The organism is Phytopseudomonas daroniae (assembly GCF_004327275.1).
GTDB lineage: Bacteria > Pseudomonadota > Gammaproteobacteria > Pseudomonadales > Pseudomonadaceae > Aquipseudomonas > Aquipseudomonas daroniae.
On sequence record NZ_QJUJ01000006.1, the window covers coordinates 255,516 to 280,534 of the forward strand.

Below are 25,019 nucleotides of genomic sequence, written 5' to 3' on the forward strand. Positions count from 1 at the left end.
GACGCTAGCGCTCCGGCGGCTGGCTGCCGAGAGGCACGATGGCCATGGTCAGCCGCGATATACAGCTGGTCTTGCCATCGTCACCACTCAGGCGGATATCCCACACGTGAGTGGTACGCCCCAGATGCACCGGTTTGGCCACCGCGGTGACGCGCCCCGAGCGCAAGCCGCGCAGGTGGTTGGCATTGACCTCCAGGCCGACGCAGAAGAACTTGCTGGTGTCGATGCACAGGTAACTGGCAGTGGAACCCAGGCTTTCCGCCAGCACCACCGAGGCGCCACCGTGCAGCAAGCCATAAGGCTGATGGGTACGCGCATCGACCGCCATACTGGCGGTGATGGATCCGTCATCGAAGGACTCGAAGCGAATGTCCAACAGTTCGCCGATGGTATTGCGCTGGGCGGCGTTGAGTTCGTCGAGGTTGGGGGGTTGACGCCAGAGACTCATGGACAATCCTTCTTGTTAGGGTCTGGCTCGCCAGTAACGGCAAGCATCTGATCGTGCCACACAAATGCCGAGCTCCGCAGCCAGTTCAGCTCGGATCTGGATGAGCCAGCAACTCCAGGGACATCAGCCCGGCGATCAGGTCTTCGCCCTCCAACAGTGCCAGGCTGGCCGTATGCATGGGCAATGGCTGCTGTCGATTGCCGTGCACCAGCAGCCCGCCGAGCGCGCCGATGAAGGGCTGATGCGAAACCAGCAGGATCTCGCTGCCCGCGAGGCGCTGCAGCTTCGCCAGGCTCTCACGTGGGTCACTTTCCGGCGTCAGCCAGGGAACAGTGTGCAACTCGTTGTTCAACGCCAGGCCATCACGTACCAGAGCAGCTGTCTGCTGAGCACGCACATAGGGACTGACGAAGATGGCGCCCAGCGAGCGACCACGCAGGTGCTCGAGCGATTGACGCACTTCGCTCCGACCGTAATCCGTCAGTTCCCGTTCGGCATCACTGCGGGCCTCCGCATGGGCCTGCCCATGTCGCAGCAACCAGATTTTCATACGCGATGACTCACAGCTTCGGCTCCTCATCCCTTACTGGATGCTCGGCAGGTGGCACACTGTGCGCCATCTCGCCTTGCGGCGGGCGCGGCGTCGGCCAGTCGGCGAATGGCCAGGGTTTGGACTCGCTGTTGAAGGTACCGAAGCGGCCGATCTGGGCCAGATACTGACTGAGGCTGTCACCAAACCCCAGCAGCCCCGCATTTGGCGCGCCGTACACCAGGCGATAGATCAGTTGCAACAGCACGACCCCGGCCAGCAGCAGCTCGGCCAGTTGCCAGACCAGCAGGAACAACAGCATCCAGACGATGCGCAGCCCGATGGGCTCGCCTTTTTGGTGCTCACTCATATTCGGATCCCCTCAGAAGCCAGTGGCTGGAATGAAATCGACATCGGTCTTCGGTTCTGCGCGCATCAGCGCCTCGATCACCTGATCCAGGGTACGCCCCTCGAACAGGATCGCATGCAACCCGGCAACCAGTGGCATGTATACCTGCAATTCATCGGACTTGGCCTTGAGCACCTTGATGGTGTTCACCCCTTCAGCCACCTCACCGAGGCGCTCGACGGCATCCTCCAGGCTCAGACCTTCGCCGAGCGCGAAGCCGACCTGATAGTTGCGGCTTTTCGGCGACGAGCAGGTAACGATCAGATCGCCAACCCCGGCGAGGCCAAGGAAGGTCATGGGATTGGCCCCCAGGTGCACGGCAAAACGGGTCATTTCCGCCAGCGCACGGGTAATCAGCATGCTCTTGGTGTTCTCACCCATGCCCAGCGCCGCCGCCATGCCGGCGATGATGGCGTAGACATTCTTCAGCGCACCGCCAAGCTCGACGCCAAAGCGATCGGCACTGGCGTAGACGCGGAAGGTACGACCGTGCAGCGCTGCCTGAACCTCACGGCACAGGGCTTCGTCTTCACTGGCCACGACCGTGGCGGTCAGCGTGTGAGCGGCAATTTCACGTGCCAGGTTCGGCCCGGACAGCACGCCGATTCGCGCCTGAGGGGCGACCTCTTCAAGAATCTGACTCATCAGCTTGAAGGTCTGCGCTTCGATGCCCTTGGTGGTACTGACCAGCATCTTGCCGGCCAGCAGCATCGACACCGGCTGCAGCACCTGGCGCAAGGCACTGGATGGCAAAGCCACGAAGGCCAGTGCGCAACTGTTCAGCGCGCCAGGCAGATCGGTAGTCGGCTCGACAGCATCGAGTACTTTGACGCCCTTCAGGTAACGGGGATTTTCGCGATTGACCCGGATGGCCTCGGCTTGCACGGGGTCGCGCATCCAGTGCAGAACACGATGACCATTCTGCGCCAGCAGGTTAGCGATAGCGGTACCGAAGCTGCCGCCGCCAAGCACCGCGATAGGTTGCTGTTGAGTCATGACCGATCCGTAGTGAGCCTTGTGGCAATGGGGCATTATACGGCTCGCTCGCCCCACGGCCAGCCTTGCGGGCTTGCCACCACTGCAGACTGGCCTCTGAACTAAAATTCGTCTTTTGCCGGCGTATGGCTGGCAACGATTCGCCGCTCGGTTAACATGCACCACACTGCGCGAACAGGGCCGTTGCGTGATCACCAAAGCCTCCCCTCCTCTCAGACTTCTGCTGCTGGCGCTTCTCGCGGCTGGCGACGCCATGGCCGACGATCTGTTCGGCGCAGGCCAGCTCGTTCCCGAGGTGCTGACGGCCACGCGTCTGAAGCAATCGCCCGCCGCGGTGCCCGGCAGCGTCACCGTGCTCGACAGCGCCCTGATCAAGGCCAGCGGTGCACGCGACATCACCGAATTGCTGCGCCTGGTTCCCGGCATGATGGTCGGCTACCGCAATGGCAATCAGCCGACACTCAACTACCACGGTTCCAGTGCCTCGGAAGCGCGGCGCCTGCAGGTGATGGTCGACGGTCGCTCGGTGTATCACCCCGGCTTGGCGACCGTCGACTGGTCGGATATTCCAGTGGCTATAGAAGATATCGAGCGCATCGAAGTATTTCGTGGCCCGAATACCGTGAGCTACGGCGCCAACGCACTGATGGGCGTGGTCAATATCTTTACCCGCCGCCCTGCCGATAGCCTTGGCACCCGGCTCAAGGTCACCCGGGGTCAGCGCGGGATTTCCGATCACTACGCCAGCCAGGGCAGCGGTTGGGATAATGGCGCCATGCGCCTGTCAATCAGCGGCCAGGAGGATGACGGCTTCGACCATAACGAATTCGGCGCCCCCTACCGGGACAGCCGCCGACTCGAACGGATCAGCCTTTCCGTCAATCATCAGTTGGATGAGCGCCAGAGCCTCGACTGGCAACTGGCGGCCAAAGAAGGCAGCAACCAGCGCCCCTATCTCTACGAGCCACTATTCCCAGGCATTGGCCTGGGCGACACCGACTCGGACATCAAGGCTCGTGACTACGCCGGTTCGCTGCGTTGGAATTTCGACCAGACGGCCAACCACAGCCTGTCGCTACAGAGCTCGATACAACACTGGGAGCGCCTCGAGCGCTGGCGTGCCTGCGAAGCGGAGATCGCGTTCAGCCCTCAGCTCGCCGAGCTGTGGTCGCTCAATCCTGGATACGTCACACGCTTCACCCGCAATCCGTTTGGCAGCGTGCCCGCTGGCCCCCATCAGGAGCAGGCTCTGGCTACACAGATCCAGCAGCAACTGGCCTCAGGTGCAGCCCGCGAAGTCTGTGGCACTGCCAACCAGAACATCCGCGAAACCCGCTATGACATCGAACTGCAGGACACCCTCAGCCTCTCCGATAACCTGCGCCTGCTCAGCGGCCTGGGTTACCGTTATGACCAGGCCGACTCGGAAACCTTCTTCGGCGGCCGGCTCAGCAACCAGATCTGGCGGCTGTTCGGCCACCTCGAATGGCAGGTGGACAACCATTGGCTGCTGCAAGGCGGTGCCATGCTCGAAGACGACCACCTCACTGGTTCATCGCTGACTCCGCGGCTCGCCCTCAACTACCTGATCACCCCGCGCCACGGCCTGCGCGCCGTCTATTCGGAAGCGCTACGTTCGCCCGACATGTACGAGAACAATGCCGACTGGCGCTACCGGATTCGCGGCCTGCAGCCACAGCCATTCGGCCAGAACGACGCCTACTACTTCATCAACGCACGTGGGCCGCGCAACCTCGAGCAGGAGGTCATCCGCTCCCATGAACTGGGTTACAACGGCCTGTTCGCCGAAGCCGGACTCAGCGTCGACGTAAAACTGTTCTACGACGAGATCCACAACATGATCAGCGAACCCTTGCGCGCTGATCGTTTCGCCCCCGACAACACCCATCGCATGCGTTTCAGCGGCGCGGAAACCCAACTGGACTGGCAGGTCAGCACTGACGACCGCCTGCGCCTGACCTATGCCTATGTCGACTTCAGCGCCACCAGCAAAACCGATCGACGCCTCACCGCCCGTAACAGCGGCTCTGCCGGCTGGCTGCGTGACTGGGGGCTGGGCTGGTCGAGTGGCATGTTCTATTACGGTGCGGATCGCCTCAACGAACGCCGCTTCGAGCGCGTGGACCTGCGCCTTGCCAAACGCACGGCAATTGGCCGCAGCAATCTGGAAATGGCTGGCGTGGTGCAGTGGCGTTTGGATGACGAAGCCCTGACCTGGCGCGAGAACAACTACGACAAGCGCCGCCTGTTCTATCTCAGCGCCGATCTCGAGTTCTAGATGGTCAGCAAGCGTTCGAGAACATGGCTGAGCAGCCGCGCGTGGATGCGCCGCACGCTGCTTCTGCTCTGCCTGCTGCAATCACCGCTGCAGGCGGCGGAGCTGCTGCTGAGCAGCGCCGGGGATACCAGCATTCTGCGGGGCTTCAGCACGGCGCTGGCGGCGGCGCGACCGCAGGATCGCGTGCGCATCGTACCGCTGAACGATCTACCACCGTTGAACGAACTGTCGGCAGATACCCGCCTCGTCCTCTTCGGCCAGCCGGCACTGGCCTGGCGCCTCAGCTCGCAGGACGGCCCACCGACCCTGGTGCTGCAGGTCAACAAGACCCAGGCGCGCGCGACCCTTGGCGACCGCACCCCGGCCAACCTCAGCGTGCTCTGGCAGGATCCCGCACCGCTGCGCCAACTGCGCCTGGCCAAACATCTGTTGCCGCATATCAGTCGGGTCGGCGTACTGCATGACCAACAGAGCGCGTTTCTGCTCGAAGAGATCCGGCAGGCCGCTACCAGCCTGGGCCTGGAGGTCGTGTCCGAGGATTGGCCGAGCACTCGCGACAATCGAACTTTGTTGCGCCTGCTGCGCAACAGCGATGTGCTGCTCGGCGTCGCCGACGACGATCTGTACAACCCGCAAACCGCCAAGAACCTGCTACTGACCAGCTACGGCCAGCAACGCGCCCTGATCGGCCCCAGTGCCGGCTTCGTGCGTGCCGGTAGCCTGGCCAGCACCTACAGCGACCAGAACGATTGGCTGGAAACGCTGGGCAGCCTGCTTGACCGGTCGCCGCAAAGCTGGCCTCACGGCACCTACTCGAGCGCATTCAAAGTGCTCGGCAATCCTCAGGTGGCCCGCGCATTGGCGGTGGATCTGCCCAGCGACGAGGATCTTGCCCAGCACCTATCAGAAGGAGAAACACCATGAAACTGTGGCGCGGCTGGAACATTCACATCCGCACCCAGCTCATCAGTGTCGGCCCGGCCCTGCTGCTGACGCTCCTGCTGACTGGGTTTCTGACCTTCAACCGCCTGCAGGATCTGCGAGTAGAGATCAACCACACCGGGCAATTGATCGCCAGCCAACTGGCGCCGGCCACTGAGTACGGGGTGATTTCAGGCAACCGCAAGGTGCTGAAGTCACTGCTGAAGGCAACCCTGAAAACACCTCACGTACGCTTCGTCGAAGTGCGCGACCGCGACGACAACATCCTGGTCTACCTCGAGCAACCCGAACACCTGCAGACGGGCCACGGTCATATCGACATTTTCCAATCCCCAATCCAGCAGCAGCAGGTCGATCTGGGTTCCGACTTCATTCAGGAAGGTGCCAACGCACTGGCGCCCCTGACCGGCGACTACCTGGGCCGCGTCGTCGTCGGCATGTCCAGCGAAGCCTTCAATACGCGCCAGCAGGAAATTCTGCTCAAGGTCGCGTTTCTGGTGTTGTTCGCCCTGCTGCTGACCTTCCTGCTGGCCCGGCGCCTCGCCAGCCGCCTGTCGCAGCCCCTGAGCGCGATGAGCGATGCCGTAACGGCGATCCAGGGCGGCGACTACCAGACCACACTCCCGGAAGTCGGCGGCGGCGAACTGGTCACCCTCGCGCGACATATCAACAACCTCGCCAACGGTCTGAACAACGCCGCCCTGGAACAACAGCAGGCCATGACCCTGCTGATCAAGGCACGTGAGGATTCAGAGCTGGCCAACCGCGCCAAATCGGATTTTCTGGCGATGATGAGCCACGAGCTACGCACCCCGATGAACGGTGTCCTGGGTATGCTGCAGTTACTGGAAACTACCGACATGAATCAGGAGCAACATGAATATGCTGCCCTGGCCACCGAGTCGACCGAGCACCTGCTCAAGGTGATCAACGATATTCTCGATTTTTCCCGGATCGAACGTGGGGCACTGGAACTCGAACTCATCAGCTTCAATTTGTCCGCACTGCTGAAAACGGCACTGCAGGCCTTTCAGCACAGCGCGCAGCAGCGCGGCCTGGCGCTGCGCCTGGAGCTTGGCGAAGCCCTGCCATCGCTGCAGGTACAGGGCGATCCCACCCGTCTTCGACAGATTCTGGTCAACCTGATCGGCAATGCCCTGAAATTCACCGAGCATGGCGAGGTGCGGGTCGAGGCCCACTGGCAGGCGCTGGACAATCAAGTGCTGTGGTTTACCTGCCACGTACACGACACCGGCATAGGTATCAGCAAAGAACGCCTGGAGACCATGTTCGATGCCTTCCAGCAGGCCGACAATTCGATTTCCCGGCGTTACGGTGGCACCGGCCTGGGCTTGCCAATCGCCCGCACGCTGGCTGAGCGCATGGGTGGCACCCTGAAAGCACAGAGCCAATCGGGCCGCGGTTCCTGCTTTACCCTGGAGATTCCTTTGCCGTTTTCAGCGCAACAGCCACAATTGCTCCCCGAAGCTTCGACCTCTGAGCCTGCGGTGCAGCAAGCCCACTCAGTACTCCTGGTGGAAGACAACGCGGTCAATCAGACGGTAATCGAGGCCATGCTGCGCAGCCTGGGCTATCAAGTCACCCTGGTGGTCGATGGAGCACAGGCCGTTTCAGCGGTACGACAGGGACGATTCGCCGCCGTGTTGATGGACTGCCGCCTGCCGATCATGGACGGCTACGAGGCCACTCGCCGCATCCGCGAACTGGGGCAGCGGGGCCAACTGCTGATTATCGCCTTGACAGCCAACGCCCTGCAGGGTGACCGCGAGGCCTGCTTGCAGGCTGGAATGAACGATTACCTCGCCAAGCCGTTCAAACGCATGGAACTGCAGGAATTGCTCGACCGCTGGCTGTCGCCTAGCCATTAGAGATAGGGGCTGCTCCCGTTTAGCGCGACCGCGCCACGCCCTACGGCCTGCGCTGAAACGTCAACAGACCCTAGTCATATCGACGGAAATGTTGCACGCTTGCGGGCTGAAGTGGGCGCCAAAGGAGCATCTGTGACACCATTGGCCACTGCAGAGTACAACTGTACTCGCCACACTGTGACTTTCACCACAACGCAACAGTCTATGACTAGGCTGCTGGCAGTCGCATTACTCATGCGCAGCCGGCCAGGACGATTTACCCAGCCGAGGCGCGTGGGGATTATTGAGGAGCTCGCATGACCAAACAAAACGCCTTCACCCAGGAAGATCTGTTGCGCTGCAGCCGCGGCGAACTGTTCGGCCCGGGTAATGCGCAACTGCCCGCCCCCAACATGTTGATGATCGACCGGATCGTCCACATCAGTGAAACGGGCGGCAAGTACGGCAAGGGCGAGATTGTCGCAGAGCTCGATATCAATCCTGATCTGTGGTTCTTCGGCTGCCATTTCGAAGGCGACCCGGTGATGCCTGGCTGCCTGGGCCTCGATGCCATGTGGCAGCTGGTTGGCTTCTTCCTCGGCTGGCAGGGCAACCCTGGCCGTGGTCGTGCCCTGGGTTCGGGCGAAGTGAAATTCTTCGGCCAGGTTCTGCCCACCGCCAAGAAAGTCACCTACAACATTCATATCAAACGCACCATTACCCGCTCGCTGATCCTGGCAATCGCCGATGGCAGCGTGAGTGTCGATGGTCGCGAGATCTACAGTGCCGAAAGCCTGCGCGTCGGCCTGTTCACTTCCACCGACAGTTTCTAAAGGATCCTTTCCATGCGTCGCGTCGTTATTACCGGTCTAGGCATCGTTTCCTGCCTGGGCAATGACAAAGAAACCGTCTCCGCCAACCTTCGCGCTGGCCGCCCCGGTATCCGCTTCAATCCGGAATACGCCGAAAAGGGTCTGCGCAGCCATGTATCGGGCTCCGTCGACCTGAACCTGGAAGAATTGATCGACCGCAAGCTGTTTCGCTTCATGGGTGATGCCGCGGCCTACGCCTACCTGGCGATGGATCAGGCGATCAAGGATTCCGGACTGGGCGAAGACCAGGTCTCGAACCCACGTACCGGCCTGATCGCGGGTTCCGGTGGTGCTTCCACGCTGAACCAGATGGAAGCCATCGACACCCTGCGCGAAAAAGGCGTCAAGCGTGTTGGCCCATACCGTGTAACCCGCACCATGGGTAGCACTGTCTCGGCCTGTCTGGCGACCCCCTTCAAGATCAAGGGCGTCAACTTCTCCATTTCCTCGGCCTGCGCCACCAGCGCGCATTGCATCGGCCAAGCCATGGAGCAGATCCAGCTCGGTAAGCAGGACGTCGTTTTCGCCGGTGGCGGTGAAGAAGAACACTGGAGCCAAAGCTGCCTGTTCGATGCCATGGGCGCCCTCTCCACCCAGTACAACGACACCCCGGAAAAGGCCTCCCGCGCCTACGACACCCATCGTGACGGTTTCGTCATCGCTGGCGGCGGAGGCATGGTGGTAGTCGAAGAGCTGGAGCATGCTCTGGCCCGTGGCGCCAAGATCTACGCCGAAATCGTTGGCTATGGTGCTACCTCGGACGGTTACGACATGGTTGCCCCGAGCGGTGAAGGCGCGGTTCGCTGCATGCAGCAGGCGCTGTCCACCGTCGACACACCGATCGACTACCTGAATACCCACGGCACTTCGACTCCAGTCGGCGACGTTGCGGAAATCAAGGGTGTGCGCGAAGTGTTTGGCGACAAGGCACCGGCCATCAGCTCCACCAAGAGCCTGTCCGGCCACAGCCTGGGTGCCGCTGGCGTGCATGAAGCGATCTACTGCCTGCTGATGATGGAAGGCAACTTCATCACCGCCTCGGCCAACATCGAAGAGCTGGATCCTGCGGTCGCTGACCTGCCGATCCTGCGTGAGACCCGTGAAAACGCCAAGCTGGACACCGTCATGTCCAACAGCTTCGGCTTCGGTGGCACCAACGCCACCCTGGTGCTGAAGCGCTGGGCCGGCAACTGATAACGGCCTGATACGGAAAACGGCGCCTTCTGGCGCCGTTTTTCATTGCCCGCATTTCTTATTGAAGAACCGAGCACCAGGATACCGCACTGTCTCAACGCACCTCGAAGCGCTGCTCAGCCAGCTTGCGGTCGCCCTGAAAAAGCAGGAAATGCCACTCGCCCGGTACCACTTCATAGTTCTCGGAGAACTCGAACGCCATGACATCCTGTGGCGCATCGGGCACCAGCTTCTGCGTCACCACGAACTTGTCGCGGCGCTGACCATCGCTGCCGGTCACGCCCGGTGTGAGGTACAGCAGGGTCAGCGGCTCGGCATCGGCGGTCTTGCCCGTCAGGGTATAGCGCATGCCGAACTTGGTACCCAGCTTGGCAGGCACCACGGTGGTTTGCTCGATCTCTTGGTTGGATCGGGTCAGCACCCGCTCACCAGGCTGGAAATCCTTGTGCTGACTGACGAAAACGCCATATTCGACCGGCCCCTGCACGTGCACTTCAGCCTGAGCCAGACCTGCTGCCAGCAGCAGCGCCGTCATCGTTGCGAATCGGATGTGTTGCATCTCACGCTCCTTCTTTGGAATGGCGCGAGGCTATGACGCAGCGATGACAACCTGATGACAATCGGCGTCATCAGCGCGGCGCCGGCAACTCCGCCTGCACGCTCCGCGGCAAGATGGAGAGGAAGTTGTCCCTGGCCACTTTGTGGGCGACGTCTTCGGGCAACTCATCGAGGAAGCGATCGAAACCCTGCATGTACTCGCCCATGCTGTCGAAGCGCCCTACTACGTCGGAGCCGATCATGAAACGCTCCGAGTAGCGGCGAACCAATCCCACCCATTGAGGATCAGGCTTGCCGTTCTCGTCGGTGAGATAGGGCCTGAGCATCGTCCAGGACAGATCGACGTACAGATTGGGATAGCTTTCCAACATGCGTTCGAGGGTATCGAAGAGAAAATCCAGCTTCTCCTGATGGCGGTGGATCTCCATGCTCGTACCGGCATGAGCCCAGATGAAGCGCACATGCGGATGATTGCGCAGCGGCTCTTCGATTTCCTGCAGATAGAGGGGATTGCGCTCCCGCTTGGAGGTGATGTTGGAGTGCACCATCACCGGCAGATCGTATTCGGCAGCCAGGTGATAGACCCGCGTCATGGCCTCGTTGTTGGCCCGTGGGGTACTGCCCTCGATCAGCGAAGTAAGATCATCGTGGCGCGTGAAGACCTCGCCAATGCCCTGCCAAAGCCCTGGATCGAGCTCGAGCATGCGGCGGATGTGAGCATCCGAATTCTTGTCGTTGGGGTTGAAGCCGGACAGGAATGGGTGGAAACGATGACGCTGCGCCTCCGGCACCTGCTTGTAGGCATGGGCGATCAATGCGTCGGTGGCGCTGTACCAGTAGGCCGCTGCATCGTCACCCGCATAGTAGCGCGGGCGCTTGGGCTCATTTTCGTGCCATTTCTTGGCGACCGGAATGCCCGAGAACATCACATGATCGACTCCCGCCTCATCCATGCGCTGCAGCAGCGTGTCCATGCCGGCGCTTTCCTGGAAGAAGTCGACGTAATGTAGATGGGCATCGCTGTAGCGATACTCGCGCGCTTCCACGAGACCAGCCAGCAGCCCAGCGGACAATAAAAAAACCAGACGAATCAGATGCATGCAGGCGTCCTTCTGACGATGACCAGCATAGACTGCGGCCGCTTCGGGCAAGTTCAGCCAATATCGCGGATCTGCCAAGGCATCGCGAGACTATTTGTTTCATTGCCGACGCATCCGTAACGGCCCGTCTCGGGTATAACCCTTGGCACATTCAGGACGCAGCCCATGACAGGACGACGGCATGTCTGACCCGATGTTCGATTACGAAAGCATCTTGGAAGCCTGCGCCCGCAGTGACGAGCGCGCCTTCCAGGCACTGTACCGTCAGGAAGCCTCGCAGATGCTCGGGTTGGCGATCAGCTTGCTGGGCCAACGCGACCCTGCCGAGGATTGCCTGCACGATGCCTTCGTGCAGATCTGGCGCAACGCCGGGCGCTTCCAGCGCTCGCTGGGCAGCGGCCGAGCGTGGATCTACAGCATCCTGCGCTACCGCGCCTTGAACCAGCTGCGCCAGCGCGGTCGCACCGTGGCATTGGGAGACGACATCGCCGATCACCTGATCGACGACAGCCCTTCGGCCGCTCAACAACATGAACAACAGTCGGACAAACGACATCTGCGCGCCTGCCTGCAGAAGCTCGAGCGCCCACGGCGTCATCCGATTCTACTGGCGTTCTATCGCGGCCTGACCCATGAGCAGATCGCGACACGCCTGACCACCCCGCTGGGCACCATCAAAGGGCGCATTCGTAGCGGTCTGCGCGCACTGCAGGAGTGTTTGCAACGATGATAAGCACCGACCCCGCAGAACGCCGTGCGCTCATCGGCGAGTATGTTCTCGGCCTGCTCGAGCAGGATCAGGCCCGTGAAATCGCCGACTTGATAGAGCGCGACCCCCAGGCCGCCGCCATGGCCCTGGAATGGGAGCAACATTTTCTCGAGCTCAGTGACAGGCTCGATCCCAGTACGCCCTCGCCCGGCCTCTGGCCGCGCCTGCAGCAGACGCTGAACCTGGGGCAACGGGCCAGCAGTTGGCAGGCCTGGTGGTCGAACCTGACCGCCTGGCGCCTGACCAGCGCGGCCCTGGCGATGGCACTGATCATCGCCTTGCTGCCGATGCCGTGGCGCGACGATGCGCCGCCTGCCGCCTATACCGCCGTGCTGCAACCACCAGGCGAAGCGGCAGCGCCGGGCTGGGTGGTACATATCGACGCCAACGGCACCTTGCTGCTGGAGCCACTGCGCCAGGATCAGGTCGCGGCGGATCGCTCCGTGCAGTTCTGGACGCTCGTCGATCCGAAAGATGGCCCACGCTCACTCGGCCTGGTCGAGCCGGGCGAGCGGCTGACCCTGTCCGCCGAGCAGATCGGCGCCGTACGTGCCGGCCAGCTGTTCGAGTTGACCCTGGAGCCGTCCGGCGGCTCGCCACTGAACAGGCCAACGGGTGAAGTGCTGTATATCGGTCGCGCCGTCGTGGCCACGCTCAACTGATCGGATGGAAGCCGGGATTCGGCAGGTGTAAACAGATATGTCTGCCGACATCTGCCACGTCATCTCGAGGGTATCGATAACAGGTGCTTCATCACGGCGCCTGGATGCGAGCGCGAAGAGACCTTCGCGCCTTACCCATAGAGAGGACGCTCATGAACATTTCCAAGAAAATGCTCGGTATTGCCATCACCACCGCTGCCCTGGGTTGTGCCACCGCCAACGCCGACGATCTGCTGGCTCTGAGTGCGAACGGCAAGCTACTGCACATCGACACCAAAAGCCTTACGGTCGCTTCCGACGTGCAACTCAGCGGCGTATCCAGCCTGCGCGGCATCGATGTACGCCCGGCCAGCGGCGCACTCTATGGCCTGGACGACGATGGCCAGCTGTACACCCTCGACGCCAAGAGCGGCGCAGCCAGCAAGGTCGCCAAACTGAGCCAGGCGCTGCCGGGCAAAGGCCAGGCGGTGGTCGACTTCAATCCGGTCGCCGATCGTCTGCGCCTGCTGGCTGCCGACGGCACCAGCCTGCGGGTCAATGTCGACAGCGGTGAAGTCGTGGTAGACGGCAAGGTCGCCTACGCCAAAGACGGCCCGTACGCAGGCAAGACCGCCAAGGTCGTAGCTGGCGCTTACACCAATGCCTACGCTGGTACCGAGAAAACCGCGCTGTACACGGTGGATCTGGCCAGCGGCAACCTGATGTTGCAGAACCCGCCAAATGACGGCATCCAGCAGGTAGTCGGCAAGATCGCCGATGGCCTGAAAACCGCGGTTCTGGATATCAAGAGCGACGGCAAGGGCGGTAATACGGCTTACCTGCTGACCGGCACCACCCTGCACCAGGTCAACCTGGAAACGGGCAAGGCCAGCGCACTGGGTGAGATCAAGGATCTGCCTGGTGACATCATCGACATCGCCGTCCTGCCGGCCAGATAAGGCTTTCACAGGGGAAGGCCGCCCGGCCTTCCCCTGCCTCGGCTCACGTTACTCGAACACCTCATCGAGCAGATTGTTCATTGCCTTGAAGGCCCGCGCCGCGACCAGAGGATGGTACTGGTTGCTGCCCGGCGCATCGGCCAGCGGGTTGGTGAACGAATGCACCGCACCACCGTAGCTGACCAGTTGCCAGTCGGCCTTGGTTGCCTTCATCTCCGCGACAAAACCATCGACCTGCGCCTGCGGTACTGCCGGATCATCCGCGCCGTGCAGCACCAGCACCGGCGCCTTGATGTTATTGGCGTCAGCCGGGTTGGGTGTATCCAGGTTGCCGTGGAAGGACACGAAGGCCTTCAGCGGCGCGCCCGAACGGGCCAGCTCCAGAACGGTTCCGCCACCAAAGCAGAAACCGATAGCGCCCAGTTTTGAGGTATCCAGAGCAACCTGAGAAGTTTGCGCCTTCAGTACTTCGACGGCCGCCTGAGCGCGCTTGCGCATCAGTGCGCGGTCACCACGCACGGCGATGGCGGCTTCCTTGGCTTCGTCCGCATTGCTGGGACGAATGTTCTTGCCGTACATATCGGCCATGAACACCACGTATTTGTCCCCGGCCGCACGGGCGGCTTTCTGAGCGGACGCATCGTTGACGCCCATCCAGTTGGGCACCATCAGCAAGCCGGGACGCGGGTCGGTAACGGCATCGTCATAGATCAGCAGGCCTTCGAACGGCTCACCATCGATTTCGTAGGGAACGTTCTTGACCACCACTCCCGCTTCGGCCAACCCCGCCAGCCCCAGCAACGCTACCGACAACAGTGATTTCTTCATTGTTTGACTCCCATCGTGCATGTGCCCATTCGATACAGCCGAAGCTGCGCCAGAGCCACAAGGAAGCACATTTGCGGCGCCAGGGAAACCCATGGCGCCGCTGCCGGGAGTCGAATCAGGCGGCGGCGAACAGAGCGTCGATCTGTTCCTGGGCACCGCGCAGCGCATTGGCTTTCGGCTCTTCACCATAAGCCAGGCCTTCGGCACGCACCACCTGGATATCGGTGATACCGAGAAAGCGCAGCACGAAGATCAAGTAATCCTCGTGGGCCTGGCCGCTGGCTTGCCCGGCATGCAGACCACCAGCGGTCGACGCGATGATCACCTTCTTGCCACCTGCCAGTCCCTTGGGGCCGTTTTCATCGTAGGCGAAAGTCTTACCGGCAACCGAGATACGGTCGATCCAGGCCTTGAGCTGGCTCGGGATGGAAAAGTTGTACATCGGCGCGCCAATCACGATTGCGTCAGCGGCGAGAAACTCTTCCAGTGTGGCTTCGGCCAGCGCCACTTCATGAGCCTGGGCGGCATCACGCAGCTCGGCGGGCGTACCACCGGCAACCAGGCTGGCAGCCGAAAAGTGGCTCAGGGCATCGCTGGCCAGGTCGCGGTAAGTGACTTGGATATCGGCTTGCCCGCTCTTCCAGGCATCGACCACTGCAGCGCTGAGCTGACGGGAAGCGGAAGCATTGCCGAGAATGCTGGAATCGAGATGCAGAAGTTTCATGATGGCTCCTTGAGCAATTAGGCTCGTCAGTAGGTATTCGATGGATTAATCCTACAGGTGTAACCAATCCCTGATTAGTCGGCAAAAATGCGATGATGCGTTCCACTGATGGAACAAACGAACTTTCTCGGCTGACCAGGAGCCTGTGATGCAGGATCTCAACGACCTGATGTACTTCGCCAAAGTGGTCGAGCACGGCGGGTTCAGCGCTGCCGGCCAGCAACTGGGCATTCCCAAATCGCGCCTGTCGCGGCGAGTGGCCGAGCTCGAGGCACGGCTTGGTGTGCGCTTGTTGCAACGCACCACGCGCAAGCTGGCGCTGACCGAAACGGGGGAGCGCTTTCTGCGTCACTGCCAGGCGATGCTGCTCGAAGCCGAACAGGCACAGGAAGCGGTGGCCTCGCTCAGCAGCGAACCGCGCGGAAGGATTCGTGTGTCTTGCCCTATCGAGCTGGCGCGCGCCGGCCTGCATCAGGTAGTCAGTACCTTTTTGTTGAAGTACCCCCTGGTTCAACTGGACGTGGTGCTGACCAATCGCCGCGTGGATCTGCTCCAGGAAGGCATAGACGTCGCCCTGCGGGTACGCGACCAGGGCGACGAGGATCCTTCGTTGATCGCCCGCCAACTGGCACCAGCAACCGCCTACCTGGTGGCCTCGCCCGCCTTGCTGCAAGGGTTGGACATCACCACTCCGGAAGACCTGCAACAACTGCCAGCGCTTGGCGCCGCGGGCAGCGACCGGCGCATTCACCATCTGATAAAGAATGTGGCCGGCGTTCGTCGAGAGGTGACTTTCGAAGCGCGTCTGAGCATCGAAGATTTCGACATACGCCGAGAGGCGGCACTGCAAGGGCTAGGCTTCACCATGCTGCCGCATACCAAATGCCTGGCCGACCTGCAGACCGGCCGCCTGGTTCGCCTGCTGCCGGACTGGGAACTGCCAGGCGGCCACCTGCAGGCCGTCTATCCTCATCGTCGCGGCATGTTGCCGGCCGTGAGGGCCTGGCTCGACCACATGATTCAAGCCAACGCCAATGGATGGCTGATGCCTGGATCGGACGCAGGCCTTCCCTCGTCCGATCCGCCTGGCAACGATCAACAACCCTTCTCTATCAAACAGGATGCCCGATGACCGCTAGCAAGCCCCCTATTCCCGGCCAGACCGCCCGAATTCTTGCAGTGGTTTTCTTCACCTTCATCGGCTTCCTGTGTGTTGGTCTGCCTCTCGCGGTACTGCCTGGCTTCGTGCTCAACGACCTGGGCTACGGCTCGGTGATGGCTGGCCTGGTGATCAGCCTGCAGTACCTTGTCACGCTGGTTTCGCGGCCCATCACCGGCGTGCTGATCGATCGCATCGGGCCCAAGCGCGCGGTGGTTTACGGCTTGGCCGGCGCAGCGGGCAGCGGCGTACTGACCCTCGCGGCGACCAGCCTGCATGACCTGTCCAGCGAGGTTGGCCTGGGCCTGCTGCTGGTCGGACGGGTAGCACTGGGCATTTCCCAGGCGCTGATCGGTACGGGCTCGATCACCTGGGGCATCGGCCGGGTCGGGGCAGAGAATACCGCCCGGGTGATTTCCTGGAACGGCATCGCGTCCTATGGCGCCATCGCGATAGGTGCACCGCTCGGCGTACTGATGGCCTCCTCGCTCGGCCTCTGGAGCATCGGCGGTGCGATTACACTGCTAAGCCTCGGTGCCCTTTGGGTAGCACGCGATAAACCCGCCATTCCGATCATTCAGGGCAAGCGCCTGCCGTTTCACAACGTATTCCTGGCCATCGCTCCCAACGGGGTGGCGCTCGCCCTGGGCTCTATCGGTTTCGGTACCCTGGCAACCTTCGTCACCCTGTATTACGCCAGCCTCGGCTGGGAGCATGCGGCTTACTGCCTGAGTGCCTTTGGCGTGGCATTCATCGCCGCGCGCCTGCTGTTCGCCGGCGCCATCGAGCGGCGCGGCGGCTACCGGGTTGCCACCATCTGCCTGGCAATCGAGAGCCTCGGGCTGCTATTGCTCTGGCTCGCCCCCATTCCCGCGCTGGCACTTTGTGGCGCAGCGCTGACTGGTTTCGGCCTGTCGCTGGTTTACCCGGCGCTCGGCGTCGAAGCCATCGGCAACATCCCCGCCGCCAGCCGCAGCTCGGCGCTGGGCGCCTACGCGCTGTTCTTCGATCTGGCGCTCGGCATCGCCGGGCCGCTGATGGGCCTGATCGCCAGTGCCTATGACTACGGTGCAGTGTTCCTCGCCTCCGGCCTGCTGTCGCTGCTCGGCCTTGGCCTGAGCCTCCTGCTGCTACGCCGTGCCGAACGGCCGAAAGAGGTACAGCCATGACTCGGGAAGAGCTCGTTGCCTTCTGCCTGCAACTGCCGGGGACTCGCGTCGATTACAAGTGGGGTAGCAACCAGGTGTTTTCCGTGGCGCACAACAAGATGTTCGCCATCGTCGACTTTCTCGGTGACAACCTGGCCTTCAAGGTGGATGACGCGTTGTTTCTCGGCTACACGGATCGCCCGGGCATCCGCCCAGCGCCTTACCTGGCCCGCGCCCACTGGATCAGCATGAGTGGCAGCCAGCCGCCCATGAGCGATGAAGAGCTGCGCGATCTGCTGACCCGCTCGCACCAACTGGTGGTGCGGCGATTGTCCAAGAAGCAGCAGGTCGGCCTGCTGCTCGATCTATAGCAGGGCCATGCCCAGGCCACGCAGCCAGCCGCCGGTGTAAGCCCCGCTCAGCAGCAGTTGATCAACCCAGAACAGCTGGTGCGACGCGACGATGATCCAGAACAGCAGTTGATAGGAGACCTTGCGCGTCTTGTGGCGAAACGCTTGCTGCGCCAACAAGGCACCGGGCCAGCCGCCTGCCAGTTCGACCAGGTGCAAGGTGTTTTCCGAAATACGCTGGCGGTTCTGCTGGGCACTGCTCTTGTCGCTCCAGTAGAGAATGAAGCACAGGACGCTGGCCAGCGGGTAAAGCAGCAACGGCCAGATGTTCTGCCCCTCTGCCAGCCAGCGCAGGGCGCCGAACACCGGCAGGCTGCACAGGGCAGCGAAAACCATCAGCTTGGCGGCTGGATTGCGCAATCCACCTGATGCCTGGCGGGCATTACGGGCACGCGACCTGGCTGCCGGCTGAGTTTTACCGATAGACGCCGCAGCTCGCGGTTTAACGCGAACCTGCGGCTGGTCGATGGCCAGTTCACCCGCCAGCCGCAGCCGCAGGTGCTCGGCGCGCAAGCGCCCGCGCTCGTCGCGCCCAGCAACGAACAACACCTGATCACCGCTGCTGGGCCGGCGATCGCCACGCATCGCCGAAATATGAGCGAACACCTCGGTTCCCCCTGCGGCAGGCTGAATGAAACCGAAGCCCTTGTCGTCGTTCCAGCTCTTTATCCGGCCGGCCTGTTCCTTCGTCTGCATACTCTTCCCTGCCTGGCGAGGCGATCAGCCTTCTGCCGTACTCCAGTCGATCAAGCCGAATTGCCAGGTCGCCAGGATCACCAGACCAAAGGCGATCCGATACCAGGCGAATACCGCGTAGCTGTGGTTGGCGATGAATACCAGCAGCGCGCGCACCGTCAGCATGGCGACGATAAAGGTGGTGACGAAACCGATGGCAAACAATGGCAGATCGCTCCACTGCAAGATTTCGCGGTACTTATAGAGCGAGTAGACCGTGGCCGCGATCATCGTCGGCATCGCCAGAAAGAACGAGAATTCGGTGGCTGCCTTGCGCGATAGACCGAACAGCAGACCACCGATGATGGTCGAGCCGGAACGCGAGGTACCCGGGATCAGCGCCAGGCATTGGGCGAAGCCGACCTTGAGGGCCAGCTTCCAGTCCATGTCATCGACCGACTCGGCCACGATGCGGTGCTGGCGTTTCTCGGCCCAGATCATCACCACACCACCGACGATCAACGCCGCACTGACCGTGATCGGGTTGAACAGCCAGTGCTCGATGATATCCGCGAACAGCAGCCCGAGAATCACCGCTGGAATGAAGGCGACCAGCACGTTGACCGTGAAGCGCCGCGCCATCGGGTCACTGCCGAGGCCGGTCACGACCGAAGTGATGCGCTGACGGAACTCCCACATCACCGCGAGAATGGCGCCCAACTGGATGATGATCTTGAATGCCGTGGCGCGCTCGCCGTTGAATGACAACAGATCGCCGACCACGATCAGGTGACCGGTGCTGGAAATGGGTAGAAATTCGGTGAGGCCTTCAACGATACCCAGGATCAGCGCCTGAAACGCGAGCCAACTGTCCATCAGAACTCCTACGGATACGCCAGACAGGCTGGCTGGAAAGGGGATGATTCTCGGACTGGAGCGGCTGGTGGAGGTTCCAGCATGGCCGAAAAAAGCGGCAGTTATAAAGCAGTTGTTTTCAATTTCAAACCGCTATCAATGCAATCCTGAGAATTGCCGCCGCAACGTGCCTCCCTGCGGCGAGACGACCGTAATAACAAGGGATAGAATGCGCCTCCCAATACAACCACTCACCCAGGGGTTCCATGTCACCGCTCGAAGCCTGCGCCTCGCTGCTCGGCCTGATCGCCGTCTGGCTGACCGTGCGCCAGAACCCCTGGTGCTGGCCCATTGGCCTGGTTATGGTGGTGCTCTACGCCTGGGTGTTTTTTCAGGCCAAGCTGTATTCCAACATGCTGCTGCAGTTCGTCTATGCCGCTCTGCAGCTTTACGGTTGGTGGCACTGGACGCGAGGCGATCGGCCCGATGAACGACTCCATGTATCGCGCCTGAACACTCGCCAGACCGGCTTTGGCCTGGCCCTGGGTCTGCTGGGTTCCATCGTACTGGGTATGTTGATGGTGGTTTACACCGACGCCAGCGCACCCTGGCAGGATGCAACGCTCTGTGCCTTCAGCCTGGTGGCGCAGTTGTGGATGGCCAAGAAGCGCCTGCAGTGCTGGGCGCTGTGGATCGTCCTCGATCTGCTGTTCGTTGCACTGTTCATCGATCAGGCGCTATACCTCACCGCTGCCCTGTACGGTCTCTTCACCCTGCTGGCCTGCCACGGCTGGCTGACCTGGCGGCGTGAACTGGTTGCGCGCCCATCATGAAAGTACTGGTACTGACGGGCCCGGAGTCCAGTGGCAAAAGCTGGCTGGCCAATGAGCTGCAGCAGCGTTTCGGTGGTGTCGTGGTTGGTGAATACGTCCGCCATTTCATCGACAGCCAGCAACGCGATACCTGTTATGCCGATATATCCACTATCGCCAGGGGCCAGCTCGCCTGGGAAGACGCTGCGAGAGAGACGCGACCTCACCTGCTGATCCTCGATACTCACCTGCTGAGCAATATTCTCTGGAGCCGCGAGCTGTTTGGCGACTGCCCGGACTGGATGGAGCCGGCACTGCTCGAGCGTGAATATCACCTGCACCTGTTGCTCGACCCGCGCGGCGTCGAATGGGTCAGCGATGGTCAACGTTGCCAGCCGGATCTCGCACAGCGACTGGCCTTTCACCACGCCTGCGCTAAATGGCTCGACGAGCATGAACGGCCCGTTGTGGAAATTGCCGGTACCTGGAGCGAGCGCCAGGCCGAGGCAATAAAGCGGGTCGAAGCCTGGTTGTCCGCTGCCGAATAAAAAACCATACAAAATGCACGTCATGCAGGCCTGGCACCTTGCCATTAGGCGACGGCATGGGCATAAAGGTGCACGACTAGAAGAACGCAGCAAGGACGTAACCGATGCGCCTGATTCGCCGTACCGTGCAGATCATTCTTCTGCTATTGCTCTGCGCACTGCTGATTGCCGTTTACTTCATCGCCAACCCCAACCTTCCCGACTACAAACCGGCCGAAAAGCTGCATTACCTCGGGCAGTGGAGCGATCAGGAACGTCAGCTCTATTACTACACACCTCAGGGTACGCGGGTAAAAGACCTGCAGTACGCATGGTTCTCGGCCCTGGAGCTGCCGTTCGGCAAAGCCAAGTTCGCCGATCCCGACTACCTGGCGCGCTTCGGTTTTCTTACCGAACCCGGCCAAAAAGCCACAGCGCTCAATCCTGGTAATTTGCCGGTCGGGTTCGCGCGGCACGAAGACGATGAAAGCGGCGTCCAGTATCTGGACATCACCTGCTCCGCTTGCCACACCGGCGAACTGCGCTACAAAGGTCAGGCCGTGCGTATCGATGGTGGCGCGGCACTGCATTCACTGGCCTCGACAGTACCGACGGTGAAGGGTGGCAGCTTCGGCCAGTCGCTCGGCATGAGTATGGCGTTTACCTACTACAACCCGCTGAAATTCCGTCGCTTCGCCCGAGAAGTATTGGGTGAGCGCTATGATCGCGATTACGACAACCTGCGGCTGGAATTCAAGACTGTGCTCGATCAATTGCTGAGCACGGCTTACAACGACTGGCACCGTGGTCTTTATCCGACCGAAGAAGGTTTCGGCCGAACCGATGCCTTTGGCCGCATTGCCAATACCGTATTTGGCGACAATATCGATGCCGCCAATTACCGAATTGCCGATGCGCCGGTCAGCTATCCACATCTCTGGGACATCTGGAAGTTCGACTGGGTGCAGTGGAACGGATCGGCCATGCAACCGATGGCGCGCAATGTTGGTGAGGCCCTCGGCGTCGGCGCTACACTGCATCTGTTTGACGACAACGGACAGGCCGTCGCCGAGAACCAGCGATATGCCTCCAGCGTCAGAATCGCCGATCTCTATGCCCTGGAAGAAACGCTCAAGCGCCTGCAGCCTCCAGCGTGGCCAGAAAAGATCTTCGGCAAGGTGGACATCGCCCTCGCCAGCCAGGGACGTGCCCTGTTCAAGGAAAACTGCGCCCATTGTCACGCACCACAAGTAACGCCAGCGGACAAGCGCATGGCCCCAGATCGTGACCCCGAGTGGAACATGCGGGTCATCCCTACTTCGATCGTCGGTACCGACTCCAGTACCGCCGACAATATCGCCGACCATCGTTTCGACATCAGCAAGCTGGGCTGGAAGAAGGCCGACCTGGCAAAGCTGGACGTACGGTTGTTCAGCGCGAGCCTCGATAACGTCGATTTACGCGCCATCTCCAGCGCCGAAGCACTGGCCTACATCACCGCCTATGTCGAAGAGCGGGCATACCGCGACAATGGCGTTTCGCCAGAGCAACGTAAACGCATGGACGGCTACGGGCTGCCCATCGGCGTGCAGGAGCTCCGCGGCTACAAGCCTCGACCGTTGGACAGTATCTGGGCGACGCCGCCGTTCCTGCACAACGGCTCGGTACCCACGCTCTTTCATCTGCTGTCACCGGTCTCGGAGCGCCCAGGCAGCTTCTGGGTCGGCAACTTCGAATTCGATCCCAAGCACGTTGGCTTCGTCAGCGACAAATTCCCCGGTGGGTTCCTTCTCGATACAAGCATCAAAGGCAACGGCAATCGCGGCCATGAATTTCGCGATGGCTGCCGCAACAACGGCGTCATTGGGCGGGCCTTGCAACCGGAGGAGCGCTGGGCGTTGGTCGAGTACCTGAAAGTACTGGGCAATCCTCGGCTGGAAAGCCAATTGAGCGAAGTGCAGAGCAAACCCTGGAGTCCCGGGCAGTTCTGCCAGGGCAGCGTGACGGTAAACAACAAGGAGTCCAACGATGCTTAAACGATTCTGGCTCTGGCTTGGCCGGCTTTTCGCCAAAGTACTCGTCGTACTGCTGATCGTCGGCCTTGGTGGTTGGGGCATAGGCACTGCTTACTACAGCTGGAAGTTTTCCGGCCCGGTTTCCAGTGAAGAACAGATTCCTGCCAACGAAGCGGCCTACACCGAGGGCATCATCGAAGATGCAATCCGCGTAGTCGAACAGCATCGTGACAATACCCGCGTATTGCGCGACGCCCACGCCAAGGCTCACGGTTGCGTGAAAGCCGAAGTAACCGTGAGAACGGAGCTCGACGAAACGCTACGCCATGGCGTGCTCAGCGAGCCAGGCAAAACCTGGCAGGCCTGGATGCGCCTGTCCAACGGAAACGCCTACCCACAGTTCGATCGCGCTCGCGACGCCAGGGGTATGGCGATCAAACTTCTCGACGTTCCAGGCAACAAGCTGCTGGTCAATCCGCGCCACACCGATGAGCAGGATTTCGTGATGTTCAACCATCCGGCATTCTTCGTACGCGACGTCGCCGAATACCAAAGCAACTTCGCCGCCCAGGCGGATGGCAAGAAAGCACTGGCCTTCTTCCCCAGCTGGGATCCCCGCACCTGGGAGATCCGCCACCTCATCATTGCCTTGAAAACGCTTTCGCCAGCGCCCAGCAGTCCGGTCGAAACGACCTATAACTCGATCGCGCCTTTCAAGCTGGGGCCACACAACATCAAGTACCGGGTCATCCCCACGCCCGACAGCTGTCCTGCCTACGCAATCCCCAAACCCAATACCGACTTGCCAAACTTCCTGCGTAGCGCGCTTTACCAGCAATTATCGCTGGATCGGATGCCGGCATGCTTCGCATTGCAGGTACAACGGCAGAACCCGAGTTATTACATGCCTATAGAAGACCCTAGTGTGGAGTGGGACGAGCGGATTTCCCCCTTCGAAACCGTGGCTGATATCCGCCTGCCCGCCCAGGACTTCGATAGCTCGGAGCAGAATCTGTTTTGCGACAACCTGTCATTCAATCCCTGGCATGCATTACCGGAGCATCGTCCCATCGGCGGAATCAATCGACTGCGCAAGGCGGTATACGAAGCCGTGAGCGTCTATCGTCATGACCGCAACGCTGCCTTGGCTCAGTGAAAGTCCTATAGCGCGCTGCAGGCTGCTAGAATCGCGGCCTGTTCGCTATGTAGACAAAGAGACTGGCCTTGGAACTGTTCAAAGAATTCATATTCGAAGCGGCGCACCACCTGCCACACGTCCCCGAGGGTCACAAGTGCGGGCGTCTGCACGGGCACTCGTTTCGTATCGCGGTCTATATCGAAGGTGAGGTCGATCCGCACACCGGATGGATCCGAGATTTCGCTGAGATCAAAGCGATCTTCAAGCCGATCTACGAACAGCTCGACCATAACTATCTGAATGACATTCCTGGCCTGGAAAACCCGACCAGCGAAGTGATCGCCAAGTGGGTTTGGCAACAGCTCAAACCACTACTACCGGAATTGTCGCGCATCCGTATTCACGAGACCTGCAGCAGCGGCTGTGAATATCGCGGCGACTGAGCTTAAGAACACTCAGTACCACCATCCTTCAGCCCGCCTTGTGCGGGCTTTTCATTGCCTGCGCAAAGGCATCCGTAGGGTGGAAGACGCTTCATCCTTTCCACCAAAAGCTCACCACCACGACCTGTTCGGAGCCTTCGTAGCCTGAGTTGAGCGAAGCGATACCCAGGAAGGTCACCAAAGGACGAGCAGCCTCCGTAGCAGCCCTGCCCAGGACCTTTGTAGGAGCCGGCTTGCCGGCGATGCTCTTGAACCACTGCTCGTCGGCAAGGCCCAGGCGCTCCCCTGAACTGGGGCCCAAGACTTTCCCGGCCCGCAAAGACGAAACCCCAGACCTCTGTCGAGATCTGGGGTTTCTAGTAGAAGCTTGACGATGACCTACTCTCACATGGGGAGACCCCACACTACCATCGGCGATGCATTGTTTCACTACTGAGTTCGGGATGGGATCAGGTGGTTCCAACGCTCTATGGTCGTCAAGCAATCCGGTTGCTGCCTCGGGGTTTAGCCGCGGCAGCGAATTGGGTATGTGATATCGGTTGGTGTTGCGTGTTCTTTCACAAATTTTCGGTCTGTTGTCGACTTCTACCGTCTAACAGCCAAATTGTTTGGGTGTTATATGGTCAAGCCTCACGGGCAATTAGTACTGGTTAGCTCAACGCCTCACAACGCTTACACACCCAGCCTATCAACGTCGTAGT

Annotated in this window: 26 protein-coding genes and 2 rRNA genes; 16 read left to right on the plus strand and 12 right to left on the minus strand. The window is 60.9% G+C overall.

Annotated features, from left to right (window positions below):
• Nucleotides 1–4: 4 nt before the first annotated feature.
• From DNK10_RS16345 to DNK10_RS16360, 4 genes are all read right to left on the minus strand, one after another.
• Complete coding sequence (locus tag DNK10_RS16345; RefSeq protein ID WP_131182416.1) at nucleotides 5–448, minus strand: hotdog fold thioesterase; 444 nt, start codon at nucleotides 446–448, stop codon at nucleotides 5–7.
• Nucleotides 449–533: 85 nt separating this feature from the next.
• Nucleotides 534–998, minus strand: coding sequence for a phosphohistidine phosphatase SixA (gene sixA / locus DNK10_RS16350; protein WP_131192279.1), 465 nt, complete (start codon nucleotides 996–998; stop codon nucleotides 534–536).
• Nucleotides 999–1,008: 10 nt separating this feature from the next.
• On the minus strand, nucleotides 1,009–1,347 hold the full coding sequence (locus DNK10_RS16355) for a DUF4389 domain-containing protein (protein ID WP_131182418.1): 339 nt from the start codon (nucleotides 1,345–1,347) through the stop codon (nucleotides 1,009–1,011).
• Nucleotides 1,348–1,359: 12 nt separating this feature from the next.
• Nucleotides 1,360–2,382, minus strand: a complete 1,023-nt coding sequence (locus tag DNK10_RS16360; RefSeq protein WP_131192280.1) for an NAD(P)H-dependent glycerol-3-phosphate dehydrogenase — start codon at nucleotides 2,380–2,382, stop codon at nucleotides 1,360–1,362.
• Nucleotides 2,383–2,635: 253 nt separating this feature from the next.
• Here DNK10_RS16360 and DNK10_RS16365 point away from each other — a divergent pair, with 253 nt between their 5' ends.
• The 5 genes from DNK10_RS16365 (at nucleotide 2,636) to fabB (ending at nucleotide 9,557) form a co-directional block, all read left to right on the plus strand.
• Complete coding sequence (locus DNK10_RS16365) at nucleotides 2,636–4,681, plus strand: TonB-dependent receptor plug domain-containing protein (protein WP_131192281.1); 2,046 nt, start codon at nucleotides 2,636–2,638, stop codon at nucleotides 4,679–4,681.
• Nucleotides 4,682–4,726: 45 nt separating this feature from the next.
• On the plus strand, nucleotides 4,727–5,605 hold the full coding sequence (locus DNK10_RS16370) for an ABC transporter substrate-binding protein (RefSeq protein WP_244216269.1): 879 nt from the start codon (nucleotides 4,727–4,729) through the stop codon (nucleotides 5,603–5,605).
• Entirely contained in the window at nucleotides 5,602–7,512 is a 1,911-nt protein-coding gene (locus tag DNK10_RS16375; protein WP_131192282.1) for an ATP-binding protein, read from the plus strand. The genes DNK10_RS16370 and DNK10_RS16375 overlap by 4 nt, the downstream gene beginning before the upstream one ends.
• 296 nt (nucleotides 7,513–7,808) lie before the next feature.
• On the plus strand, nucleotides 7,809–8,324 hold the full coding sequence (gene fabA / locus DNK10_RS16380; RefSeq protein WP_042553806.1) for a 3-hydroxyacyl-[acyl-carrier-protein] dehydratase FabA: 516 nt from the start codon (nucleotides 7,809–7,811) through the stop codon (nucleotides 8,322–8,324).
• A gap of 12 nt (nucleotides 8,325–8,336) precedes the next feature.
• Nucleotides 8,337–9,557, plus strand: a complete 1,221-nt coding sequence (gene fabB, locus DNK10_RS16385; RefSeq protein ID WP_131182423.1) for a beta-ketoacyl-ACP synthase I — start codon at nucleotides 8,337–8,339, stop codon at nucleotides 9,555–9,557.
• Nucleotides 9,558–9,651: 94 nt separating this feature from the next.
• On the opposite strand, the gene DNK10_RS16390 is transcribed toward fabB, so the two are convergent.
• On the minus strand, nucleotides 9,652–10,116 hold the full coding sequence (locus tag DNK10_RS16390; protein WP_131192283.1) for a DUF3859 domain-containing protein: 465 nt from the start codon (nucleotides 10,114–10,116) through the stop codon (nucleotides 9,652–9,654).
• Between the two features lie 70 nt (nucleotides 10,117–10,186).
• Entirely contained in the window at nucleotides 10,187–11,215 is a 1,029-nt protein-coding gene (locus DNK10_RS16395; RefSeq protein WP_131182601.1) for an amidohydrolase family protein, read from the minus strand.
• A gap of 181 nt (nucleotides 11,216–11,396) precedes the next feature.
• Between DNK10_RS16395 and DNK10_RS16400 the strand changes: the two genes are divergently transcribed.
• The 3 genes from DNK10_RS16400 (at nucleotide 11,397) to DNK10_RS16410 (ending at nucleotide 13,584) form a co-directional block, all read left to right on the plus strand.
• Nucleotides 11,397–11,945 carry a sigma-70 family RNA polymerase sigma factor gene (locus DNK10_RS16400; RefSeq protein ID WP_131182602.1) on the plus strand — a complete coding sequence of 183 codons (549 nt, stop codon included), beginning with the start codon at nucleotides 11,397–11,399 and terminating at the stop codon, nucleotides 11,943–11,945.
• Complete coding sequence (locus tag DNK10_RS16405) at nucleotides 11,942–12,646, plus strand: anti-sigma factor (protein WP_131182603.1); 705 nt, start codon at nucleotides 11,942–11,944, stop codon at nucleotides 12,644–12,646. Before DNK10_RS16400 ends, DNK10_RS16405 begins: the two co-directional genes overlap by 4 nt.
• Before the next feature lie 152 nt (nucleotides 12,647–12,798).
• Nucleotides 12,799–13,584 carry a DUF4394 domain-containing protein gene (locus tag DNK10_RS16410; RefSeq protein ID WP_131192284.1) on the plus strand — a complete coding sequence of 262 codons (786 nt, stop codon included), beginning with the start codon at nucleotides 12,799–12,801 and terminating at the stop codon, nucleotides 13,582–13,584.
• Between the two features lie 48 nt (nucleotides 13,585–13,632).
• Here DNK10_RS16410 and DNK10_RS16415 read toward each other — a convergent pair whose 3' ends face one another.
• Together DNK10_RS16415 and DNK10_RS16420 are read right to left on the minus strand one after the other, a co-directional pair.
• A complete protein-coding gene (locus tag DNK10_RS16415) occupies nucleotides 13,633–14,412 on the minus strand; it encodes a dienelactone hydrolase family protein (protein WP_131192285.1) in 780 nt (259 codons plus the stop codon).
• A gap of 115 nt (nucleotides 14,413–14,527) precedes the next feature.
• Nucleotides 14,528–15,136 (minus strand): FMN-dependent NADH-azoreductase, encoded by a 609-nt coding sequence (locus DNK10_RS16420; RefSeq protein WP_131192286.1) that lies wholly within the window; start codon nucleotides 15,134–15,136, stop codon nucleotides 14,528–14,530.
• Between the two features lie 148 nt (nucleotides 15,137–15,284).
• On the opposite strand from DNK10_RS16420, the gene DNK10_RS16425 reads away from it, so the two are divergent.
• Genes DNK10_RS16425 through DNK10_RS16435 form a run of 3 tightly spaced genes read left to right on the plus strand, consistent with a single transcriptional unit; the run spans nucleotide 15,285 to nucleotide 17,814 of the window.
• A complete protein-coding gene (locus DNK10_RS16425; RefSeq protein WP_131182607.1) occupies nucleotides 15,285–16,268 on the plus strand; it encodes a LysR substrate-binding domain-containing protein in 984 nt (327 codons plus the stop codon).
• Nucleotides 16,265–17,464 (plus strand): MFS transporter, encoded by a 1,200-nt coding sequence (locus DNK10_RS16430; protein WP_131192287.1) that lies wholly within the window; start codon nucleotides 16,265–16,267, stop codon nucleotides 17,462–17,464. The genes DNK10_RS16425 and DNK10_RS16430 overlap by 4 nt, the downstream gene beginning before the upstream one ends.
• Nucleotides 17,461–17,814 (plus strand): MmcQ/YjbR family DNA-binding protein, encoded by a 354-nt coding sequence (locus tag DNK10_RS16435; protein ID WP_131192288.1) that lies wholly within the window; start codon nucleotides 17,461–17,463, stop codon nucleotides 17,812–17,814. Before DNK10_RS16430 ends, DNK10_RS16435 begins: the two co-directional genes overlap by 4 nt.
• Here DNK10_RS16435 and DNK10_RS16440 read toward each other — a convergent pair.
• Both DNK10_RS16440 and DNK10_RS16445 read right to left on the minus strand, forming a co-directional pair.
• Nucleotides 17,809–18,549, minus strand: coding sequence for a DUF1294 domain-containing protein (locus DNK10_RS16440; RefSeq protein ID WP_131192289.1), 741 nt, complete (start codon nucleotides 18,547–18,549; stop codon nucleotides 17,809–17,811). The genes DNK10_RS16435 and DNK10_RS16440 overlap by 6 nt on opposite strands.
• 24 nt (nucleotides 18,550–18,573) lie before the next feature.
• The gene (locus tag DNK10_RS16445; RefSeq protein WP_131192290.1) at nucleotides 18,574–19,404 is read right to left on the minus strand and encodes an undecaprenyl-diphosphate phosphatase; all 831 of its coding nucleotides are present in this window, start codon (nucleotides 19,402–19,404) and stop codon (nucleotides 18,574–18,576) included.
• Between the two features lie 245 nt (nucleotides 19,405–19,649).
• On the opposite strand from DNK10_RS16445, the gene pnuC reads away from it, so the two are divergent.
• The 5 genes from pnuC (at nucleotide 19,650) to queD (ending at nucleotide 24,318) form a co-directional block, all read left to right on the plus strand.
• Nucleotides 19,650–20,216, plus strand: coding sequence for a nicotinamide riboside transporter PnuC (gene pnuC, locus DNK10_RS16450; RefSeq protein WP_131182612.1), 567 nt, complete (start codon nucleotides 19,650–19,652; stop codon nucleotides 20,214–20,216).
• The gene (locus DNK10_RS16455; RefSeq protein WP_131192291.1) at nucleotides 20,213–20,743 is read left to right on the plus strand and encodes an AAA family ATPase; all 531 of its coding nucleotides are present in this window, start codon (nucleotides 20,213–20,215) and stop codon (nucleotides 20,741–20,743) included. The genes pnuC and DNK10_RS16455 overlap by 4 nt, the downstream gene beginning before the upstream one ends.
• A gap of 104 nt (nucleotides 20,744–20,847) precedes the next feature.
• Nucleotides 20,848–22,758, plus strand: a complete 1,911-nt coding sequence (locus DNK10_RS16460; RefSeq protein WP_131192292.1) for a di-heme-cytochrome C peroxidase — start codon at nucleotides 20,848–20,850, stop codon at nucleotides 22,756–22,758.
• A complete protein-coding gene (locus DNK10_RS16465; RefSeq protein ID WP_131192293.1) occupies nucleotides 22,751–23,893 on the plus strand; it encodes a catalase family protein in 1,143 nt (380 codons plus the stop codon). The genes DNK10_RS16460 and DNK10_RS16465 overlap by 8 nt, the downstream gene beginning before the upstream one ends.
• A gap of 68 nt (nucleotides 23,894–23,961) precedes the next feature.
• Complete coding sequence (queD, locus tag DNK10_RS16470; protein ID WP_131192294.1) at nucleotides 23,962–24,318, plus strand: 6-carboxytetrahydropterin synthase QueD; 357 nt, start codon at nucleotides 23,962–23,964, stop codon at nucleotides 24,316–24,318.
• A 365-nt stretch (nucleotides 24,319–24,683) separates the two neighbouring features.
• Here queD and rrf read toward each other — a convergent pair.
• Together rrf and DNK10_RS16480 are read right to left on the minus strand one after the other, a co-directional pair.
• Nucleotides 24,684–24,799 (minus strand): 5S ribosomal RNA (gene rrf, locus DNK10_RS16475).
• A 138-nt stretch (nucleotides 24,800–24,937) separates the two neighbouring features.
• Nucleotides 24,938–25,019 (minus strand): 23S ribosomal RNA (locus DNK10_RS16480); the annotation flags it as partial.

Coding starts and splice junctions, on each gene's coding strand:
- DNK10_RS16345 (WP_131182416.1), bottom strand. CDS start 448: ATGAGTCTCTGGCGTCAACCCCCCAACCTCGACGAACTCAACGCCGCC.
- sixA (WP_131192279.1), bottom strand. CDS start 998: ATGAAAATCTGGTTGCTGCGACATGGGCAGGCCCATGCGGAGGCCCGC.
- DNK10_RS16355 (WP_131182418.1), bottom strand. CDS start 1,347: ATGAGTGAGCACCAAAAAGGCGAGCCCATCGGGCTGCGCATCGTCTGG.
- DNK10_RS16360 (WP_131192280.1), bottom strand. CDS start 2,382: ATGACTCAACAGCAACCTATCGCGGTGCTTGGCGGCGGCAGCTTCGGT.
- DNK10_RS16365 (WP_131192281.1), top strand. CDS start 2,636: ATGGCCGACGATCTGTTCGGCGCAGGCCAGCTCGTTCCCGAGGTGCTG.
- DNK10_RS16370 (WP_244216269.1), top strand. CDS start 4,727: ATGCGCCGCACGCTGCTTCTGCTCTGCCTGCTGCAATCACCGCTGCAG.
- DNK10_RS16375 (WP_131192282.1), top strand. CDS start 5,602: ATGAAACTGTGGCGCGGCTGGAACATTCACATCCGCACCCAGCTCATC.
- fabA (WP_042553806.1), top strand. CDS start 7,809: ATGACCAAACAAAACGCCTTCACCCAGGAAGATCTGTTGCGCTGCAGC.
- fabB (WP_131182423.1), top strand. CDS start 8,337: ATGCGTCGCGTCGTTATTACCGGTCTAGGCATCGTTTCCTGCCTGGGC.
- DNK10_RS16390 (WP_131192283.1), bottom strand. CDS start 10,116: ATGCAACACATCCGATTCGCAACGATGACGGCGCTGCTGCTGGCAGCA.
- DNK10_RS16395 (WP_131182601.1), bottom strand. CDS start 11,215: ATGCATCTGATTCGTCTGGTTTTTTTATTGTCCGCTGGGCTGCTGGCT.
- DNK10_RS16400 (WP_131182602.1), top strand. CDS start 11,397: ATGTCTGACCCGATGTTCGATTACGAAAGCATCTTGGAAGCCTGCGCC.
- DNK10_RS16405 (WP_131182603.1), top strand. CDS start 11,942: ATGATAAGCACCGACCCCGCAGAACGCCGTGCGCTCATCGGCGAGTAT.
- DNK10_RS16410 (WP_131192284.1), top strand. CDS start 12,799: ATGAACATTTCCAAGAAAATGCTCGGTATTGCCATCACCACCGCTGCC.
- DNK10_RS16415 (WP_131192285.1), bottom strand. CDS start 14,412: ATGAAGAAATCACTGTTGTCGGTAGCGTTGCTGGGGCTGGCGGGGTTG.
- DNK10_RS16420 (WP_131192286.1), bottom strand. CDS start 15,136: ATGAAACTTCTGCATCTCGATTCCAGCATTCTCGGCAATGCTTCCGCT.
- DNK10_RS16425 (WP_131182607.1), top strand. CDS start 15,285: ATGCAGGATCTCAACGACCTGATGTACTTCGCCAAAGTGGTCGAGCAC.
- DNK10_RS16430 (WP_131192287.1), top strand. CDS start 16,265: ATGACCGCTAGCAAGCCCCCTATTCCCGGCCAGACCGCCCGAATTCTT.
- DNK10_RS16435 (WP_131192288.1), top strand. CDS start 17,461: ATGACTCGGGAAGAGCTCGTTGCCTTCTGCCTGCAACTGCCGGGGACT.
- DNK10_RS16440 (WP_131192289.1), bottom strand. CDS start 18,549: ATGCAGACGAAGGAACAGGCCGGCCGGATAAAGAGCTGGAACGACGAC.
- DNK10_RS16445 (WP_131192290.1), bottom strand. CDS start 19,404: ATGGACAGTTGGCTCGCGTTTCAGGCGCTGATCCTGGGTATCGTTGAA.
- pnuC (WP_131182612.1), top strand. CDS start 19,650: ATGTCACCGCTCGAAGCCTGCGCCTCGCTGCTCGGCCTGATCGCCGTC.
- DNK10_RS16455 (WP_131192291.1), top strand. CDS start 20,213: ATGAAAGTACTGGTACTGACGGGCCCGGAGTCCAGTGGCAAAAGCTGG.
- DNK10_RS16460 (WP_131192292.1), top strand. CDS start 20,848: ATGCGCCTGATTCGCCGTACCGTGCAGATCATTCTTCTGCTATTGCTC.
- DNK10_RS16465 (WP_131192293.1), top strand. CDS start 22,751: ATGCTTAAACGATTCTGGCTCTGGCTTGGCCGGCTTTTCGCCAAAGTA.